Here is a 17,772-nt window from a genome sequence, read left to right on the forward strand (position 1 = left end):
ATTGGAGCCACCGTGGCCGAACAGTCCCGTCTAGACAAGGTCATCGCCCTTGCCCGCCACCGCGGGTTCGTCTTCCAGGCGGGTGAGATCTACGGCGGTTCGCGGTCCGCGTGGGATTACGGTCCCCTCGGCACCGAGCTCAAGGAGAACATCCGCCGCCAGTGGTGGCAGACGTTCGTGCGCGGCCGCGGCGATATGGTCGGCCTCGACTCGAGCATCATCCTGCCCAAGCGCGTGTGGGAGGCGTCCGGTCACGTCGCGACCTTCACCGATCCGCTGGTCGAGTGCCTCAGCTGCCACAAGCGCTTCCGTGCCGACAACCTGATCGAGGACTTCGAGGCGCGCAAGGGCCGCAAGGCGGAGAACGGCCTCGCCGATGTGCCGTGCCCGAACTGCGGCACGAAGGGACAGTACACCGAGCCCAAGTCGTTCTCGGGTCTCGTCAAGACCTACCTGGGAGTCGTCGACGACGAGTCCGGGCTGCACTTCCTGCGCCCCGAGACGGCTCAGGGCATCTTCGTGAACTTCTCGAACGTGCTCACCGCCAGCCGCAAGAAGCCGCCGTTCGGCATCGGCCAGGTCGGCAAGGCGTTCCGCAACGAGATCACGCCCGGAAACTTCATCTTCCGCACCCGTGAGTTCGAGCAGATGGAGATCGAGTTCTTCACGCCGCCCGCAGAGGCTCAGGAGTGGTTCGACCACTGGGTCGAGGCGTGCTGGAACTGGTTCATCGATCTGGGCATCGACCCCGAGAACATGCGCCAGTTCGACGTTCCCGAAGATGACCGCGCGCACTATTCGGCCGGCACCATCGACGTCGAGTACCGCTTCGGTTTCACGGGCAAGGAGTGGGGTGAGCTCATGGGCGTCGCGAACCGCACCGATTACGACCTGTCGAGCCACAGCGAAGCCTCGGGCCAGAGCCTGACCTACTTCGACCAGGCCACCGGCGACCGTTACACGCCCTACGTGATCGAGCCCTCGTTCGGCCTCACTCGCGCCATGATGGCGTTCCTCGTGGACGCGTATCGCGAAGAAGAGGTGCCGAACGCCAAGGGCGGCACCGATGTGCGCACCGTGCTCAAGCTCGACCCGCGTCTCGCCCCTGTCAAAGCCGCCGTATTGCCGCTGAGCCGCAACGAGCGCCTGTCGCCGCTGGCGCGCGAGGTCGCTGACACGCTGCGCAGCTCGTGGGCCGTCGACTTCGACGACGCGGGCGCGATCGGCCGTCGCTACCGCCGTCAGGACGAGATCGGCACACCGTTCTGCGTCACGATCGACTTCGACTCGCTCGACGACCGTGCGGTCACCGTGCGCGACCGCGACACGATGGCGCAGGAGCGCGTCTCGATCGACGATCTGCACGAGTACCTGGCCGAGCGTCTCAAGGGCGCCTGACGCGCGGACCACCGGAACGAGAGGCCCGCTGTCCGAGAGGACGGCGGGCCTCTCGCGTCAGCCGGTGACGGTCAGCTGCACCTGATCGGTGCCGCCCGCCTCTACCCAGGCGAGCGAGCGCTCGAGGATGCCGCGGAGCACGTCGAGGTCGATCTGTTCCAGGTCCTTGATGTAGAGGCATCCGACGCCGGTGCTGTGCGGGCCGAGGTTCTCGAGCGCGCCCGAGTGCGCATCGACGCCGTCGAACAGATAGATGGTGGTCGCCGCTTTGCGCGGGGCGAAGCCGAGCAGGCCGCTGTCGCCCTCGGTGCCGGTCGGGTACCGGTAGTGGCAGCTTCCGAATCCGATGATCGTGCCCCAGGTCTGAGGGTCGCGGCCCGTGATCTCCTGCATGAGCGCGGTCAGCGTCTCGGCATCCCGGCGGCGGACCGCCGGAGTGGATCGGGCGATGAGACCTGCGACGTCATCGCCCGTGGGTTTCATGCGTTCGCCTTAGCCGCAGCTTTCATGGCCTTCTTGTGCTCTCGTACTCTGGTGAGCGATTCGGGCGAGACGATGTCGGCGACGCTGCGGTACGAACCCTCGGTGCCGTAGTCGCCGGCGGCCTCCCGCCATCCCGCGCCGGTGAAGCCGTACTGCTTGCCGAGCAGAGCAAGGAAGATCTTCGCCTTCTGTTCGCCGAAGCCGGGAAGGGCCTTGAGCCGCTTCAGGACTTCGGTGCCCGACGGATCACCGTCGGTCCAGATCGCCGAGGCGTCTCCGTCCCACTGATCGACGATCTCCTGGCACAGGGTCTGCACGCGTGCCGCCATCGAACCCGGGAACCGGTGCACGGCGGGCGTCGTCTTGAACGCCTCGAGGAACTCGTCCGGGTCCATGGCCGCGATCGTGGTGGCGTCGGACGCGCCTGTGCGCTGCTCGATCTTCAGGGGACCGGCGAAGGCCGTCTCCATCGGAACCTGCTGATCGAGCAGCATCCCGACCAGCAGGGCCAGCGGATTGTCGGTGAGCAGCGCGTCTGCGGCGGTGTCTCCGGTGATGTGAAGGGCCATGCATCCAGTCTGGCACCGACTCGCTCCGATGCCGGAGTCAGATGCGCTGGAGCTTGGGAAGGGGGCCCTCGAGACGCGCGACCGAGATTCGGACATCGGCGATATCGGCCTTGAGCTCTGTCTTGACGTCGTAGATGTCCTGCTTGAGTTCCGACCGGAGCTCGGCGATGTCGCCCTTGAGTTCGGTGCGGAGTTTCGCGATGTCGCCTTTGAGTTCAGTGCGGAGTTCGGCGATCTCGGTCTTGAGTTCGGTGCGGAGTTGGGCCATGTCGCCTTTCAGTTCCGACCGGAGCTCGGCGATGTCGCCCTTGAGTTCGGTGCGTAGTTCGCCGATGTCGCCTTTGAGTTCGGTGCGTAGTTCGGCGATGTCGGTCTTGAGTTCGGTGCGGAGCTCCGCGATGTCGCCTTCGACCCTCGCGAACCGTTCATCGACCCTGTCGAATCGCTCGTCGATCCTGTCGAACCGTACTTCGAGCCCTTTGGCCTGCTTTGCAAGCATCCGAGAGACGCCGCCGAGCACGGTGGCGGTGACGCCGAAGAGGGCGATGATGATGCCGATCAGGTTCGGATCCACGAGCATTCCCCCAGTCTGCGCCGCGTGATCGACGCTGTCAGGGGTTCGACGATATGAAGCATCGAAGTGGCCGCCGGGGCGACCGCCGTGCTTCTCCCGAGTGCTGTGGAAAGACCACCACAGAGGGCTCCTGTGCAGAAGGAGCGCGGCTCAGGCGGTCGCGGCGCCGTCGGTATCGGATGACAGCGCGGACTCGACCGGCTCGATGCCGTACAGCGTCGAGAGCGCAGTTGCGAAATCGTCCGCGCGGCCGGCGGCGGCCAGTTCGTGGGCGCGGGTGGTCGGCACGTGCAGCAGCACGCCGGTCAGGTGGCGAAGCGCCTGCTCGACCCTGCCGTCGTCATCGCCGCGTGCGCGAGCGCGGCCGATCTCGGCCTCGAGCAGCGCGAACATATGCGACCGCAGGGCGACGACCGACGGCGTGACGCTCTGTCGGCTGCCGACGACGTGGAACGTGTCAGCTGCTTCGCGCACCACGGTGCGTGCGGCATCCGTCGCCTGCAGCTCTTCGAGCGGTGCGTGCAGGCTGATGGTCTCGAGGTCGAGCAGCGCGACGCCTTCGAGCGCTGCGACGGCGGGGTCGACGTTGCGCGGCATGCCCAGGTCGACGACCATCTGGCTGTGCGACGCGACGGGGCATCCCTCGGGTGCGATGCCGGTCGGCGCCTGCAGGTGCTCAGGTGTCAGCACAGGAGCGGTCGCCGTCGTGCAGGTGATCAGCAGGCTCGAGCGCGAGGCAACGCGCGCGTAGTCTTCTGCGGCGACCGGGCGGATGCCGTGCTTTGCGGCGAACTTCTCGGCTCGGCCCGAGGGTGAGTACACCGAGATGTTGACGGCTCCCCGTTCGCGCAGTGTCGCGAGGGTGACGGCTGCGTAGGCACCGGTGCCTACGAGCAGCACGCGCTCCGTCGACCAGTCGGCGATGCGGCTGTCAGCGAGTTCGAGGGCGAGGCGCACGAGCGAGCGGCCGGCCCGGCCGAGGGCTGTGACGTTCTTGACCTTGCGCTGCGCCTGGCTCGCGCGCTGGAAAAGCCGCTCGAGCTCGGGCGAGGTGGTGCCCTCCTTGCGCGCGGACTTGAGGGCGCGACGCACCTGACCGGCGATCTCGCCTTCGCCGGAGACGACGGATTCGAGTCCCGATGCGACGGAGAAGAGGTGCTCCGCCACTCGACGACCGGAGTGCACCTCGTAGGCGCCGTCGAGTTCGGACGCGCGGATGCCGGTCGATGCTTCGACAGCCTCGAGCACCGCCTCGACACCGATCGCACCCGCTGCCGTGACGGGCTCGTCCATCTCGACGTAGGCCTCGAAGCGGTTGCAGGTAGCAAGAACGACCGCACCCTGCACGCAGGACGCCATGTCCACGACAGTGGAGGCGACGTCATCGGGGGTGCGGCTCAGGCGTTCGAGCAATTCGAAGGAGGCGGTCTTGTGACTCGCCGTGACAACCAGCAGCACATGACGATTCTACCTGAGGCTTCATGCAGGTCGGCCCGGCGGCGGATGGGAGGATGGTCGCATGGTCCTCTCCGACGCTCCGCTGCTGCGCGCCCTCACCGGCCCCCGCCCCGAACATGCTCCCGTGTGGTTCATGCGCCAGGCCGGCAGGTCGCTGCCCGAGTACCGCGAGCTGCGCGTCGGCACGCGCATGCTGGACGCCTGCCTGACCCCCGATCTCGCGGCGGAGATCACGCTGCAGCCCGTGCGTCGTCACGGCGTGGACGCCGCCGTGTTCTTCAGTGACATCGTCATCCCGCTGCGTCTCGCCGGGGTGGACGTCGAGATCGAGCCCGGACGCGGCCCCGTGTTCGCCGACCCCGTGCGGTCTGCCGCCGATGTCGATCGCATCACAGCGATCGACCCGCTGTCGCTCGACGGCACCGCGATCGCCGAGGCCGTCGGCATCGTCACGGCCGAGCTCGGCGATACCCCCCTGATCGGATTCGCGGGTGCTCCCTTCACTCTCGCCGCGTACCTCGTCGAAGGCGGCCCGTCGAAGGAGCACCTGCGGGCGCGGGCCATGATGCACGCCGATCCGGAGTCGTGGAACCGCCTCGCGGGATGGCTCGCGCAGGTCTCACGCCGGTTCCTCGAGATCCAGCGGGATGCCGGAGCATCCGTCGTGCAGTTGTTCGACTCCTGGGCCGGGTCGCTGAGCACCGCCGACTATCGCGCGTACGTGGCACCGCATTCGCGTGTCGCCCTCGATGCCATCGGCGTGCCGAGCATCCACTTCGGCGTGGGCACCGGGCCCTTCCTCGCCGACATGCGCCTGGACGGCATCGCCGACGGCGTCGGTGTCGACTGGCGGATGCCGCTCGACGAGGCCGCCGCGATCCTCGGCCCCGACGTCTCGGTGCAGGGCAACATCGATCCGGCACTGCTGTCCGCTCCGTGGCCGGTGCTCGAGGCGCATGTGCGCGACGTCGTCGAGCGCGGGCGTGCCGCCAGGGGACACATCGTCAACCTCGGGCACGGCGTGCCGCCCGAGGCGGACCCCGATCAGCTCACCCGTATCGTCGAGCTGGTCCATTCGATCTGAAAGTCTCAGAGCGCTTCGCGGCCGAGCTTCATGAGGGTGCAATATAGCGTCAGTGCTAGATTGCACCCATGACAGATAGTGCGTCGGACGTCTTCGCGGCTCTGGCGCACCCGACGAGGCGCCAGATCCTGCAGGATCTGAAAGAGGGCGAGCTCGCAGCGGGTGAGATAGCCTCGCGGTTCTCGTCGAGCGGGCCGACGATCTCGCGGCACCTCGGCGTTCTCCGTCAGGCGGGTCTCGTGAGCGAGCGTCGTGATGCCAATCGCATCCTGTACTCCCTCGTCGGCGAGCGGCTGGCCCTCTCCGTAGGCGACTTCCTGTCGACCGTGTGCCCCGAGCAGATCGTGCTCCGTGAGGTCCGCAAGCGCGGCACCGGGCGGGAATCCGCGGTGCAGACCGAGGCGTGACGGGTTTGTCCGGCGAATGCTGGAAGCCGTTCGCCCGGCGGATGGAAGGATTGACGCATGACGTCGAAGCCAGCGAACAGTGAGACGCCCCGCGCCGAACCGGCCGACCTCGCCGCGAGGGCGGCGGAGAGGCACATCGTCGTCATCGGCGGGGGCATCGGCGGCCTGATCGCCGCCCGGGAGTGCGTCAAGGTCGGCATGCGCGTGACCCTGCTCGAGGCGACGGATGCCGTCGGCGGCGCCATCCGTCGCGCTGAGCTCGACGGCGTGGTGGTGGATGCGGGCGCGGAGAGCTACGCGACGAGGGGCGGCCGTGTGCGCGCTCTGATCGAGGAGCTCGGCCTCGCCGACCGCATCGTCGCGCCCGCGGCAGGGAGCGCCTGGCTCGCTGGCATCCCCGGCATCGGCGCGGCACCGCTGCCCGTCGGCGGGATCCTCGGAATCCCCGGCAATCCGTTCCAGGAGGACGTCCGTCGCATCATCGGGTGGTCGGGCGCATGGCGTGCGTACCTGGATCGCGTTCGCCCGCCGCTGACGATCGGCCACAGTCAGAGCCTTGGCAGACTGGTGTCGTCGCGCATGGGAGCCAGGGTGCGCGATCGTCTCGTCGCCCCGGTCACGACCGGTGTGTACTCAGCCTCGCCTGACGACGTCGACGTCGACATCGCGGCCCCCGGACTCAACGCCGCCCTCACCCGCGTCGGATCGCTCTCGGGGGCGGTGCAGACGATGCGGCAGGAGAGCGCGGACAGAGCTGCGAAGGCGCGCGGAGCCGCGATTCGCGAAGGTGCCGCGCTCGCGCCCGGCGCGGCCGTGGAAGGGCTCGACGGCGGTATGACGGTGCTGATCGAGGCGCTGGTCGCGGATATCGAGAAGCTGGGTGGCGTCGTGCACACCGGCGCGCGGGTGACGCAGCTGACGCGCACCGCCGAGGCGTGGATGGTGAAGGCTCACGCCGACGTCGCTCCCGAGGCAGACGCCGTTCTCGGCGACGCTCACACGGAGGAGATCGAGTTCGCCGCAGATGGCGTGGTGGTCGCGACCTCCGAGGGCGCCGCGAGGCGACTTCTCGAGAAGAGCGTGCCCGCACTGGCGGAGACCGCGCCGGCGGATGCTCCGGAGATCGAGATCGTCACACTGCTGCTGGAGCCGTCGGCACTGGCGGGTGCTCCACGGGGCACCGGCGTGCTGACCGTCCCCGGCAGCCACACAGCGAAGGCGCTCACCCACTCCAGTGCGAAGTGGGACTGGGTGCGCGCCGCGGCCGGCCCCAGGCACGTCGTGCGGGTCTCGTTCGGAGCCCAGGGCGAACCCGCCGCCACCACCGCGCTCGACGACGACGCCGTGGCTCGACTGGCGCTGAGCGAAGCATCCGCTCTCCTCGGCGTGCCGCTCGTTGCGGGCGACCTCGTGGCGTCTCACCGCGCGAGGTACGTGCAGTCGCAGCCTGCATCGATCATCGGCTCCGGTGCGCGCCGAGAGGCCGCGAGGTCGGCTGTGCAGGGCGTGCACGGGCTCGCCGCCGTCGGCGCGTGGCTGGCCGGCACGGGTCTCGCCCAGGTGATCCCCGACGCGCGCGAAGAGGCGGACCGGCTTCGTCGGGCGCTGCTCTGGGACTGACGCCGTCGCACGAACCCGAAAGTCGCTCCGCTGTCAACCCTCTGCGTGACAGATGCCGAAATCGGCATACGGGGCTACGCTGGACACCTGCAGGCGGCTCCGAGTCGTCGGTTCGCCCCAGGCGTTCACACCGGAACAACGTGAGGAGACCCCATGAAGGGGAAGATCGGACTCGTCGTAGGAATCGGCGTGGGATACGTGCTCGGAACTCGCGCGGGCCGCGAGAGGTACGAGCAGATCAAGACGCAGTGGCTGAAGGTCTGGAACCTCGACCCGGTGCAGGAGCAGGTCGACAAGGTCAAGGGCTACGTCGGCGACAAGGCGGCGGCAGTGCCCGGTGCGATCTGGACCGGCGTGCAGAAGGTCGTCAAGTCGGCCAGCGGTGGCGACAAGACCGCTGGGCAGCGACTCGACTCCGCCGTGGCTGCGGGGCGCAAGGCCGCTGACGACATCGTCGACGCCACCGAGGACGCCGTCCAAGAGGTCAAGGACGCCGCGAAGAAGGACGACGCGAAGAAGCCCGCGGCCAAGAAGCCGGCAACGCCCGGCTCCACCGCCGCGAAGTCTGGCAGCTGACATGCCCCGCGGATACCGCGATCGCGCCGAGGACAGCCTGCTGTCCCTGATCGGCGATCTTCCCGAGCTCATCAGCAGCCTCGTCAAAGCCGAGATCAACGCGGCCAAGACCTGGATCTCGAAGACGGCGAAGGACGCGGGGATCGGCTCCGTCTGGTTCCTCGTCGCTCTCTTCTTCCTGTTCTGGGCCGTGCCGGTGATCCTGGTGTTCGCGATCGCCGGGCTGTCGTCGTGGTGGCCGGTCTGGCTGTCCGCCCTGGCGGTGCTCGGCATCCTGATCCTCGCCGTGCTGCTGTTCGCGCTGCTCGGCATCCTGAAGTTCCGCAAGGTGCTCGCTCGTAAGAACCCCGCGCAAGCGGTGGGCGAAGACATCAGACTCGTGAAGGAAGCCGGAAATGACGAACTCTGAGATCACGAGGCCTCTGCCCAAGACAGCGGTTCCGGCGGGCATCGTCGACCCGGTCCAGTCGGCTCGGGCGGAGCTGAAGGCCGCTCTCGCGGCGATCGAGGTCAAGGGCAACTTCCCCCGGCGCATCGACACAGCGTCCAAGCGCGCCGCGGCGAAGGCGCGGGTCTTCGCCGACCGCAACCCCGCTGCCGCGATCGCGGGAGCCGTGGGCGTCGCGGTGATCGTCGGCGGTGCCGTCTGGGCGATCGCCCGCGCGCTCTCACGCTGACCGCAGGCCGAAATCCTCGCATCCTGACTCGCGTTCGCGAGTGCTTCACAAAGGGGGCAGACTGGATCCATGTCCGATGCGCGCGAAGAGAACCCGTCCGGCTTCACCCTCTGGGCAGTCTGGCGACGAAACCCCGATGTGGCTGTCACCGAGTCCGACTCCACGGAGCTCGAGACGATCGTCTCGTACATCGAGGACTCCGGCGTCACGGTCCGCGGCTTCTACGACGTCTCGGGCCTGAAGGCGGACGCCGATCTGCTCGTGTGGCTGCACGGCGACACTGCCGAGGACCTGCAGAAGGCTCTCCGCCGCCTCCGCCGCACCGAGTTGCTGCGCACCCTGCTGCCGGTCTGGAACGTCATGGGCGTGCACCGCGATGCCGAGTTCAACCGGGCTCACGTCCCGGGATTCCTTCGCGGCGTGGAGCCGAAGGACTGGCTGTGCCTGTACCCGTTCGTCCGCACGCCGGAGTGGTATCTCGCGCCCGAAGAGGAGCGCCGGAAGATGCTCGCCGATCACGGACGCAAGGGAGCGGCGTTCACCGGGGTCATCGCGAACACGGTCGCGGCATTCGCCCTGGGCGACTACGAGTGGATCCTGCCGCTCGAAGCCGACGAGGTCACCGAGCTGGTCGATCTCATGCGCGACCTGCGCTACACCGACGCGCGCCTGTACGTGAAGGAGGAGGTCCCGTTCTACACGGGTCGACGCCTCCGGTTCGACGAGATCGCGGACGTGCTGCAGTAGGTCGACGATGAACACTCAGAGTCAGACCCCCTCCCCGATCCGATTGGGCACCCGCCGCAGCGCGCTCGCCCAGGCGCAGTCGGGACACGTCGCCGCCGCGCTCGAGAAGATCTCGGGGCGCCCCGTCGAGCTCGTACCGATCACCAGCGAGGGCGACACGAATCGTGCGTCGCTGTCGGAGATCGGCGGTCAGGGCATCTTCGCCACGCGTCTGCGAGAGGCACTGCTCGCCGGCGAGTGCGACTTCCTCGTGCATTCGCTCAAGGACCTTCCCACCGCGATCCCCGACGGTCTCGTCATCGCAGCGACCCCGGTGCGTGAGGACGCGCGCGACGTCGCGATCACTCGCGGCGGCACACCGCTGCACCAGCTCCGTTCCGGCAGCAAGGTCGGCACGGGATCCCCCCGGCGCATCGCGCAGGTGCACCGGAGGGCTCCGCACGCGGAGGTCGTGGACATCCGGGGCAACGTCGATTCTCGTCTGCAGCGGGTCGCCTCCGGCGAGTTGGATGCGGTGATCCTGGCTGCGGCCGGTCTGTCGCGCCTCGGCACGGACTCCCCGCTGCGCCGCGAAGAGCTGGGCCTCTCCGAATGGCCGACAGCGCCGGGGCAGGGATCGCTCGCCGTGGAGACGCGCACGGATGCCCCCGCAGAGCTGCTCGCCGCGCTCGCCGAGCTCGACGACTTCGACACGCGTCTGGCGGTGACCGTAGAGCGTGCCGTTCTCGAGGGGCTGGATGCCGGATGCCAGGCGCCGATGGCCGCACATGCGGTCGTCGAGGGCGACGAGATCCGCATCAGGACAGTCGTCTACGCCACCGACGGTGGGCGCCGTATCGGCCTCGACGTCACCGAAGCCGTGAACGGGGAGTATATTCGTCGGAACGGCAGCGGCAATGGAGCGGATGCTGCCGGTGGTGCAGACCCGATGCACGCAGCACGCGAGATCGGGTTGTCTGTCGCCCATCGGCTGCTCGAGCAAGGGGCGGCCGACCTCGTCTCCCGAGAGCATTCCTCATCATGACCAATTCGAAGCAGGACCGACCGCTGGACGGCTGGCGCATCCTCGTACCCCGCGGAGGGCCGTGGGGCGACGGTGTCGCCGCCAGTCTGCGCTCCCGTGGCGCGGTGCCCGTCGTGGCACCGCTGATCAATTTCGCCGCCACCACCGACCAGGCAGCCCTGGACGTCGCTCTCACCCGGCTCGCGGATGGAGAGTACGACTGGCTGACGGTGACGAGTGCGACGACCGTCGACGTGATGTTCGCGCACCGCGCGATCGTCCCGCGCCGCACGAAGATCGCGGCCGTCGGCGAGACGACCGCCGCCGCCCTGCAGGCGGTCGGCTACGAAGTCGCGATGGTGCCGGACGAAGACAATTCGGCAGCGGGCATGGCCGAGCAGCTCATCGCCCTCGAGACCGAGCCTCGTCGCATCCTGGCGCTGCGCAGCGAGATCGCGAAGCCCGTGCTCAGCGTCCTCCTGCAGGAGGCCGGTCACGATGTCGACAGCGTTGTGGCATATCGCACGGTCGGCGTCCCGGTCACGGAGCGCATCAAGCGTGATGTCGAGAACGGACGGATCAACGCGATCCTGATCACGAGCGGTTCGGTCGCCGAACAGGTGCGCGAGCAGTTCCCGCTGATCCCGGACGACACGCTGCTGGCGGCCATCGGTCCGCGCACCGCGAAGGATGCCGATCGGGCAGGTCTGCCGATCACCGTCGTCGCCGACCGTCAGACTGTGGACGCGCTGATCGACGCGGTGTCGAGCTACACCCTCCCGCACGCGGCGGACGAGTTGGCACCGTGAGCTTCCCCGACGTACGACTGCGCCGCCTCCGCCAGTCTGCTGCAGTCCGTGGACTGGTGCGCGAGACCTCGATCGAGCCCCGTCAGCTGGTGCTTCCACTGTTCGTTCGCGAGGGACTCACCGAGGCCGCGCCCATCGGATCGATGCCGGGAGTCGCGCAGCATTCGCTCGACTCTCTGCGGGCCGCCGCGACCGAGGCTGCCGAGGCGGGTGTCGGCGGTGTGATGCTGTTCGGCGTGCCCGCCGTGCGCGACGCTCAGGGCTCGGGCGCCGACGACCCCCAGGGGATCCTCAATGTCGCGACCAAGGCGCTGGCCGCCGAGGTGGGCGATGCACTCGTGGTGCAGACGGATCTCTGCCTCGACGAGTTCACCGATCACGGTCACTGCGGCGTTCTCGCAGCTGACGGGTCGGTCGACAACGATGCGACCCTCGAGCGGTACGCCTCCATGGCGCTCTCGCAGGCGCGCGCCGGCTCGCAGCTGCTCGGTCTGTCGGGGATGATGGACGGCCAGGTCGCGGTCATCCGCGAGGCGCTCGACTCGGACGGCTACACCGACGTGCTGCTGCTCGCGTATGCCGCCAAGTACGCGAGCGCGTTCTACGGCCCGTTCCGTGAAGCCGTCGACTCGCAGCTCACGGGCGACCGTCGTACCTATCAGCTCGACCCGGGCAATCGTCGCGAGGGTGTGCGCGAGGCCGTCGTCGACGAGGAGGAAGGCGCCGACGTCGTCATGGTGAAGCCGGCGATGGCGTTCCTCGATGTGCTGCGGGAGGTGCGCGACACCGTCCACATTCCTGTGTGGGCATATCAGGTCTCCGGTGAGTACGCGATGATCGAGGCGGCCGCTGCGAACGGCTGGATCGATCGTCGTGCATCGGTCCTCGAGTCGCTGCTCTCGATCCGCCGTGCGGGTGCTGACGTCGTCCTGACCTACTGGGCGACCGAGGCCGCCCGCTGGCTGCGCGGCTGAGTCGCGCACGCCTTCGCTGAGAGCCCCGTCGATCTGAGTCCCGCCCTCAGGTCGGCGCATTAGCCTGGATGGGATGCCGGGAGAGGTCCGCGCATCGTTGAGGAGTGTGCTGTGACCGACCGCAATGACGACCTGTTCTCCGCTGCCCGCACGGTGATCCCCGGAGGGGTGAACTCGCCGGTGCGCGCGTACGGCTCGGTCGGCGGCACGCCGCGCTTCCTCGCCTCGGCGAGCGGCGCGACGGTGACGGATGCCGCAGGCAACCGCTACGTCGACCTCGTGGCATCCTGGGGGCCGGCGCTGCTCGGCCACGCGCAGCCGGAGGTCGTCGCCGCCGTGCAGGAAGCGGCCACCCGAGGCCTCTCGTTCGGCGCTCCCACGGAGGGCGAAGTCGAGCTCGCTCAGTTGATCGCCGACCGCGTGCGATTCGGGGAGGTTCGGCCGGTGGAGCGGGTGCGGCTCGTGTCGACCGGAACCGAAGCGACCATGACGGCGATCCGCCTCGCCCGCGGCGCCACCGGACGCGACCTGCTGGTGAAGTTCGCCGGGCACTATCACGGGCACTCCGACGGTCTGCTCGCCGCGGCGGGCTCCGGTGTCGCGACGCTCGCGCTTCCGGGTTCCGCGGGTGTGCCTGCGCCCATCGCGGCTCAGACGCTGGTGATCGACTACAACGATCCCGACGCTCTCGCAGCTGTGTTCGCCGAGCACGGCCCGCGCATCGCAGCGGTGATCGTCGAGGCCGCAGCGGCGAACATGGGTGTCGTTCCGCCGCTGCCGGGGTTCAACCGCCTGCTCGCCGAGACCGCTCACGCGCATGGCGCCCTGCTGATCCTCGACGAGGTGCTGACGGGCTTCCGCGTGCACCCGGCGGGCTTCTGGGGGCTCCAGGCGGCCGCCGGTGAGGACTATCTGCCCGACATCATCACCTTCGGCAAGGTCGTCGGCGGAGGGATGCCGCTGGCCGCGCTCGGAGGCCGTGCGGAGATCATGGACCTTCTCGCTCCTCTGGGACCCGTCTACCAGGCGGGCACGCTGTCGGGTAACCCGCTGTCGGTCGCCGCGGGTCTCGCGACGCTGCGCCTCGCCACGCCGGAGGTGTACGCGACCGTCGACGCGGCCGCAGCGCGAGTCTCCCGCGCCCTGGATGAGGCGCTCACGGAGGCCGGTGCGACCCACGCCGTCGCCCATGCCGGCAACCTCTTCAGCGCCTCCTTCCGCGGATCTGCACCTCGCGACTACACCGAGGCTCAGGCGCAGGAGTCGTTCCGGTACGCCCCGTTCTTCCATGCGATGCGCGAGCAGGGCGTGGCGCTCCCTCCGAGCGTGTTCGAGGCGTGGTTCCTCACCGCCGCTCACGGTGAGGAAGAGCTGCAGCGCATCGAGGCAGCTGTGCCCGTGGCTGCGCGCGCCGCAGCTGATGCCGCCGCGACTGCCTGAGCGGAGCTGACCCCCAGCCGCCGTGACGGCTCCCTCGCGGAAGGCCTCTTGGACGCGCGGGTGGTCTCGCTCGAGGAATGCCGCATCCGTGAAGGCCTACTCGATGCTGCCCTGAGCGATGCGACCGGCTGTTCGTCCTCCAGCCGGACAATCTGCCGTCGCTTCTCGACCCAGGAGTCGAGAAGCTCTGCACGCTGCTCGAGGCCGGGGTCGGTGGCGAATGTCATGTTCCGAATCTAGTAGATTTGTTCGAAAGTCGAGCGGAACACCGGAATGGAAAAGGGGTGGAATCGTGGGAACCGACAACGGATCGTTGCCTTCCTGTGAACAAGACACAGACATCTGGAAGGGTGCCGCTGGCAGACTGGACGCATGGTGACGTTGCTGCTGGACCAGACGCAACTCGAGATCGTGCTCTCGCCGATCGAGCGTGCGGCGAGCTTCCACCGGGACAACGTGCGACTCGTGCGCGACACCATCACCAAGGTCCAGCTCATCGATGATGCGTGGACCTGGTTGCGTGGCGTGCCGAACCCGGGGACGCACATCCCCGGAGTGCTCGCCGCAGGCACGTGGAAGGCCGCAGGCAGCGTCGACTTCGTCCTCATCCGCAAACGTCGTCCCAGCGTGGTCATCGATCTCTCCGGGGACGCGCAGTACCGGCGACTGATCCTCACGACGAGGCACGGCCTCGCCCTGACCCAAGCGCTCCGACTCGATGTGTCGGATGAGCCGGCGGACGTCGAGGAGATCGTGGCGACGTCACCCACGCCGGTCTCGAAGGGCAGCCGCCGCCCAGTGATCCGCCCGCGTCCCGCCTGACCGTCACGGAACGGGAAACGCCCTCCGCAGCCTTATGGCGCGGAGGGCGTTCGCAAATGGGGGAGCGACCTCAGGAGCGGTCGTGCTCGCCTTCGTGGTGCTCGTGGTGCTCGTGGTGCTCACCTTCGTGGTGCTCACCTTCGTGGTGCTCACCTTCGTGGTGCTCACCTTCGGCATCCGACGCTGCCTGCGCGTCGGCTGATGCGTCGGCGTCTCCGAGCGGATAGTCCTTCGGCTCGTCCTCGTAGTACGCGCGCGCTGCTGCAGCGAGCATCGAGGTGACGGCCGCGGATCGGGGGTCATCGTCAGACGGTGCGGCGACGTCATCAGACGACTCCGACGCGTCTTCGGAGTCGTGCGCCTCGCCGAAGAACTCGACGCCGGAGTGCTCCTCCGCGCCACTCTCGGCCGCCGAGGGGACATCGGGATCGGTGGGAGCATCGACAGGGGTCGTGCCGAAGAGGATGTCGTCGAAGGAGGGCTGAGGGTGATCCTCGGCCGGGGTCTCGTGCTCGGTCGATTCCCCCGTCGAGTCGTCGTCGCCGGAGACCTCGTCACCGCCCGCATGCGCGGCATCGGAGGCGACATCAGCCGCATCCTCGGCGTCGTTCGCATCCGAGGCGTCCGCTGCGTAGCCGAGCTCCGCCGCGGCGTACTCGATGTCGCGAGCCGCATCCGCTGCATCCGCGGCGGCGTCAGCCTCGACGTCGGCCGCATCGGCCTCCGCGCGTTCGGCGTCGGAATCGGACGAGTCGGAATCGGACGAGTCGGCTTCGGACGAGTCGGCTTCGGACGCAGCGGCGTCGGACGCAGCAGAATCGGGGGCACTCGGACCGGACACGTCCTGAGCGTCGGGCGTCGCAGGGACCGCCGCGAGCGGCGCTGTCGCATCCGCGACCGGCGTCTCAGACTCGATGACCGGTGCAGCCGTGATGGCCTGCGGGGCGAGTCTCCCGCCGCGCACGAGCTCGATGAAGACGTCTTCGAGCGTCGGGCCGCGCTGCACCAGGGTCGCCAGAGCGATGCCGGCCGATGCGGCGATGGCGCCGACGGCGCCGGCATTGCTGCCGCGGACCGTGAGACCCGAGCGGAGCACCTCGACCTCGAGGCCGGCGGCCGAGAGCGCCGCCTTTAAGGCCGCGCGGTCCTCGGCGTCGACGACCACGGATCCGGCGGACGGGTCGGCCAGCTTCTCGATGCCGCTCGAGAGGACCAGCTGGCCCTTCGAGAGCACGAGCACGTGGTCTGCGACCTGCTCGATCTCGCTCAGCACGTGTGAGGAGACGAGAACCGTGCGGCCCTCATCGGCGAGGCGGCGCAGGAGGAGGCGAATCCACCGGATGCCTTCGGGGTCGAGCCCGTTCGCCGGCTCGTCGAAGACGAGCGCGCCAGGGTCGCCCAGCAGCGCGTGCGCGACGCTCAGCCGCTGCCGCATCCCGAGCGAGAAGCTGCCGATGCGTCCTTCCGCTTCGTGCTCGAGCCCGACCAGAGAGAGGACCTCGTCGACACGCGAGAGCGGGATGCCGTTGGCCTTGGCCGCGATGGTCAGCTGGCGGGCTGCCGAACGCCGCGGGCGGTAGGCGGTCTCCTCGAGGACGGAGCCGATGGTGCGCAGCGGGTGACGCAGTTCAGGATGTGCGACTCCGCCGATCGTGGCGGTGCCGCTCGTGGCGCGCACCTGACCGAGGAGGATGCGCAGCGTGGTGGTCTTTCCGGCGCCGTTCGGGCCGAGGAAAGCGGTCACGACGCCGGGCTCGACCCGCGCGGAGAAGTCGGACACCGCCGTCACGTCGTTGAACCGCTTCGTGACGTGCGTGAACTCGAGCACCTGTCCGTCGGGCATCTGCGACCTCTCGTTGCAGTGGGCAGTTCTGTCTATCCTGCCGGAAAAGCCGCCGGATCGTGCATTTACCGTACAGACACGGCCGGATGCAAGGCTCAATCCACCGGGTAGCCTGGCAATCGTGACCGAATCCAGCGCCGCTTCCCGGGTCCTCGTCCGTACCGAGGGAGCCCTCGGCAGGCTGACCCTGAACCGACCGGAAGCGATCAACGCGCTCGACTTCGGCATGGTGCAGGAGATCACGCGCACGCTGGAGCGGTGGCGGTACGACACCGATGTGCAGATCGTGCTGATCGACGGCGAAGGCGACCGAGGCATGTGCGCCGGCGGCGATGTGCGGGGACTGCACGCGCAGATCGTGGAGGGCCGATCCGATGAGACGGCGGAGTTCTTCCGCGCGGAGTACGCGCTGAATGCGATGATCGCCGAGTACTCGAAGCCCGTGGTCACCGTCGCCGACGGCATCACGATGGGCGGAGGCGTCGGACTGTCGGGCCACGCGGCCATCCGCATCGTGACCGAGCGATCGAAGCTCGCGATGCCGGAGACGCGGATCGGCTTCACGCCCGACGTGGGCGGCACGTGGCTGCTGTCACGCGCCCCTGGGCGGTTCGGCGAGTACTTCGGGCTCACGGGGGCGTCGATGAACGGAGCGGATGCCGTACTGCTCGGCTTCGCCGACCATTTCGTGCCCTCCGATCGCCTCGACGCGCTGCGCGAGGCGCTCGCGTATCGTGCCGATCCGACAGGACCGGCCGAGATCGTGCTGCTGTTCGACGAGACTCCCGATCCGTCGACGCTTCCGGCCTCTCGGGGATGGATCGACCACGCGTTCTCCGCCGACACGGTCGCGGAGATCGTGTCGCGGCTGCGCGCGGACGAGGCCCCGGATGCCGCGGCGACCGCGGATCTGCTCGAGAGCCTGGCGCCCACCGGGCTGGCCGTCACGCTCGACGCCGTGCGGGAAGCACGTGCGCTGCCGAACCTGCGTGCCGCCCTGGAGGGTGAGTACCGCCGCGTGATGTGGTTCGTCCTGCGGCATCCCGACCTCGTGGAGGGGATCCGGGCGCAGCTGATCGACAAGGACCGCAATCCGAAGTGGAACCCGGCGACGATCTCCGAACTGCCTGCAGACCCCGGCGCCGACGCTCGACACTTCACGCCCGAAGCCCCCCTCTTCTAGAGCATTTCGATATATCCGCGGTTGTTCGCCGCGGTGCATAAACCGCTGGCCGCGCCCGAAATGGTTCGCTGTGAGCGAAGGTCCGCCCACAGGGGGATACGAATG

The 17,772-nt window shown here is 68.6% G+C and carries 18 protein-coding genes and 2 pseudogenes; 15 read left to right on the forward strand and 5 right to left on the reverse strand.

Translation table 11 applies throughout. The features are described from left to right. The first annotated feature begins 12 nt into the window (after window positions 1-12). Window positions 13-1,398: a glycine--tRNA ligase gene (locus ACZZZF_RS12925; protein ID WP_053098005.1), complete on the forward strand. Its 1,386-nt coding sequence runs from the start codon at window positions 13-15 to the stop codon at window positions 1,396-1,398. A gap of 57 nt (window positions 1,399-1,455) precedes the next feature. Here the strand turns inward: ACZZZF_RS12925 and ACZZZF_RS12930 are convergent, their stop codons facing one another. From ACZZZF_RS12930 to ACZZZF_RS12945, 4 genes are all read right to left on the reverse strand, one after another. Further along, window positions 1,456-1,881: a DUF1801 domain-containing protein gene (locus tag ACZZZF_RS12930; RefSeq protein WP_372984079.1), complete on the reverse strand. Its 426-nt coding sequence runs from the start codon at window positions 1,879-1,881 to the stop codon at window positions 1,456-1,458. Further along, the gene (locus tag ACZZZF_RS12935) at window positions 1,878-2,450 is read right to left on the reverse strand and encodes an HhH-GPD-type base excision DNA repair protein (RefSeq protein ID WP_056280445.1); all 573 of its coding nucleotides are present in this window, start codon (window positions 2,448-2,450) and stop codon (window positions 1,878-1,880) included. The genes ACZZZF_RS12930 and ACZZZF_RS12935 overlap by 4 nt, the downstream gene beginning before the upstream one ends. Before the next feature lie 37 nt (window positions 2,451-2,487). Beyond that, window positions 2,488-3,030 (reverse strand): hypothetical protein, encoded by a 543-nt coding sequence (locus ACZZZF_RS12940; protein WP_463498680.1) that lies wholly within the window; start codon window positions 3,028-3,030, stop codon window positions 2,488-2,490. A gap of 144 nt (window positions 3,031-3,174) precedes the next feature. Beyond that, window positions 3,175-4,482 carry a glutamyl-tRNA reductase gene (locus tag ACZZZF_RS12945; RefSeq protein WP_230101054.1) on the reverse strand — a complete coding sequence of 436 codons (1,308 nt, stop codon included), beginning with the start codon at window positions 4,480-4,482 and terminating at the stop codon, window positions 3,175-3,177. A 61-nt stretch (window positions 4,483-4,543) separates the two neighbouring features. On the opposite strand from ACZZZF_RS12945, the gene hemE reads away from it, so the two are divergent. The 13 genes and pseudogenes from hemE to ACZZZF_RS13010 all read left to right on the forward strand — a co-directional run. Beyond that, window positions 4,544-5,566 carry a uroporphyrinogen decarboxylase gene (gene hemE / locus ACZZZF_RS12950; RefSeq protein WP_053098000.1) on the forward strand — a complete coding sequence of 341 codons (1,023 nt, stop codon included), beginning with the start codon at window positions 4,544-4,546 and terminating at the stop codon, window positions 5,564-5,566. Window positions 5,567-5,634: 68 nt separating this feature from the next. After that, on the forward strand, window positions 5,635-5,973 hold the full coding sequence (locus ACZZZF_RS12955; protein WP_053097999.1) for a metalloregulator ArsR/SmtB family transcription factor: 339 nt from the start codon (window positions 5,635-5,637) through the stop codon (window positions 5,971-5,973). Window positions 5,974-6,030: 57 nt separating this feature from the next. Then, entirely contained in the window at window positions 6,031-7,593 is a 1,563-nt protein-coding gene (locus ACZZZF_RS12960) for a protoporphyrinogen/coproporphyrinogen oxidase (RefSeq protein ID WP_463498683.1), read from the forward strand. Window positions 7,594-7,746: 153 nt separating this feature from the next. Next, window positions 7,747-8,169 carry a hypothetical protein gene (locus ACZZZF_RS12965; RefSeq protein WP_463498686.1) on the forward strand — a complete coding sequence of 141 codons (423 nt, stop codon included), beginning with the start codon at window positions 7,747-7,749 and terminating at the stop codon, window positions 8,167-8,169. 1 nt (window position 8,170) lies between these two features. Then, window positions 8,171-8,578, forward strand: coding sequence for a phage holin family protein (locus ACZZZF_RS12970; protein WP_053097996.1), 408 nt, complete (start codon window positions 8,171-8,173; stop codon window positions 8,576-8,578). Beyond that, a complete protein-coding gene (locus tag ACZZZF_RS12975) occupies window positions 8,565-8,846 on the forward strand; it encodes a hypothetical protein (protein WP_072592006.1) in 282 nt (93 codons plus the stop codon). The genes ACZZZF_RS12970 and ACZZZF_RS12975 overlap by 14 nt, the downstream gene beginning before the upstream one ends. Before the next feature lie 69 nt (window positions 8,847-8,915). Further along, complete coding sequence (hemQ, locus tag ACZZZF_RS12980; RefSeq protein ID WP_053097994.1) at window positions 8,916-9,593, forward strand: hydrogen peroxide-dependent heme synthase; 678 nt, start codon at window positions 8,916-8,918, stop codon at window positions 9,591-9,593. A 7-nt stretch (window positions 9,594-9,600) separates the two neighbouring features. Next, window positions 9,601-10,617 carry a hydroxymethylbilane synthase gene (hemC, locus tag ACZZZF_RS12985; RefSeq protein WP_053097993.1) on the forward strand — a complete coding sequence of 339 codons (1,017 nt, stop codon included), beginning with the start codon at window positions 9,601-9,603 and terminating at the stop codon, window positions 10,615-10,617. Next, entirely contained in the window at window positions 10,614-11,405 is a 792-nt protein-coding gene (locus tag ACZZZF_RS12990) for a uroporphyrinogen-III synthase (protein ID WP_053097992.1), read from the forward strand. The genes hemC and ACZZZF_RS12990 overlap by 4 nt, the downstream gene beginning before the upstream one ends. Next, complete coding sequence (hemB, locus tag ACZZZF_RS12995) at window positions 11,402-12,379, forward strand: porphobilinogen synthase (RefSeq protein WP_463498689.1); 978 nt, start codon at window positions 11,402-11,404, stop codon at window positions 12,377-12,379. Before ACZZZF_RS12990 ends, hemB begins: the two co-directional genes overlap by 4 nt. A gap of 111 nt (window positions 12,380-12,490) precedes the next feature. After that, on the forward strand, window positions 12,491-13,819 hold the full coding sequence (gene hemL, locus ACZZZF_RS13000) for a glutamate-1-semialdehyde 2,1-aminomutase (RefSeq protein ID WP_463498692.1): 1,329 nt from the start codon (window positions 12,491-12,493) through the stop codon (window positions 13,817-13,819). A gap of 372 nt (window positions 13,820-14,191) precedes the next feature. Next, window positions 14,192-14,641 (forward strand): hypothetical protein, encoded by a 450-nt coding sequence (locus ACZZZF_RS13005; RefSeq protein ID WP_053097989.1) that lies wholly within the window; start codon window positions 14,192-14,194, stop codon window positions 14,639-14,641. 141 nt (window positions 14,642-14,782) lie between these two features. After that, window positions 14,783-14,923 (forward strand): annotated as a pseudogene (locus ACZZZF_RS13010) (hypothetical protein); the annotation flags it as partial. A 1,003-nt stretch (window positions 14,924-15,926) separates the two neighbouring features. Here ACZZZF_RS13010 and ACZZZF_RS13015 read toward each other — a convergent pair. Next, a pseudogene (locus ACZZZF_RS13015) lies at window positions 15,927-16,712 on the reverse strand (ATP-binding cassette domain-containing protein); the annotation flags it as partial. On the opposite strand from ACZZZF_RS13015, the gene ACZZZF_RS13020 reads away from it, so the two are divergent. Continuing rightward, complete coding sequence (locus ACZZZF_RS13020) at window positions 16,606-17,667, forward strand: enoyl-CoA hydratase/isomerase family protein (protein ID WP_463498695.1); 1,062 nt, start codon at window positions 16,606-16,608, stop codon at window positions 17,665-17,667. The pseudogene ACZZZF_RS13015 and the gene ACZZZF_RS13020 sit on opposite strands and share 107 nt — an antisense overlap. The last annotated feature ends 105 nt before the right edge of the window (window positions 17,668-17,772 follow it).

The organism is Microbacterium sp. AC215 (assembly GCF_979258645.1).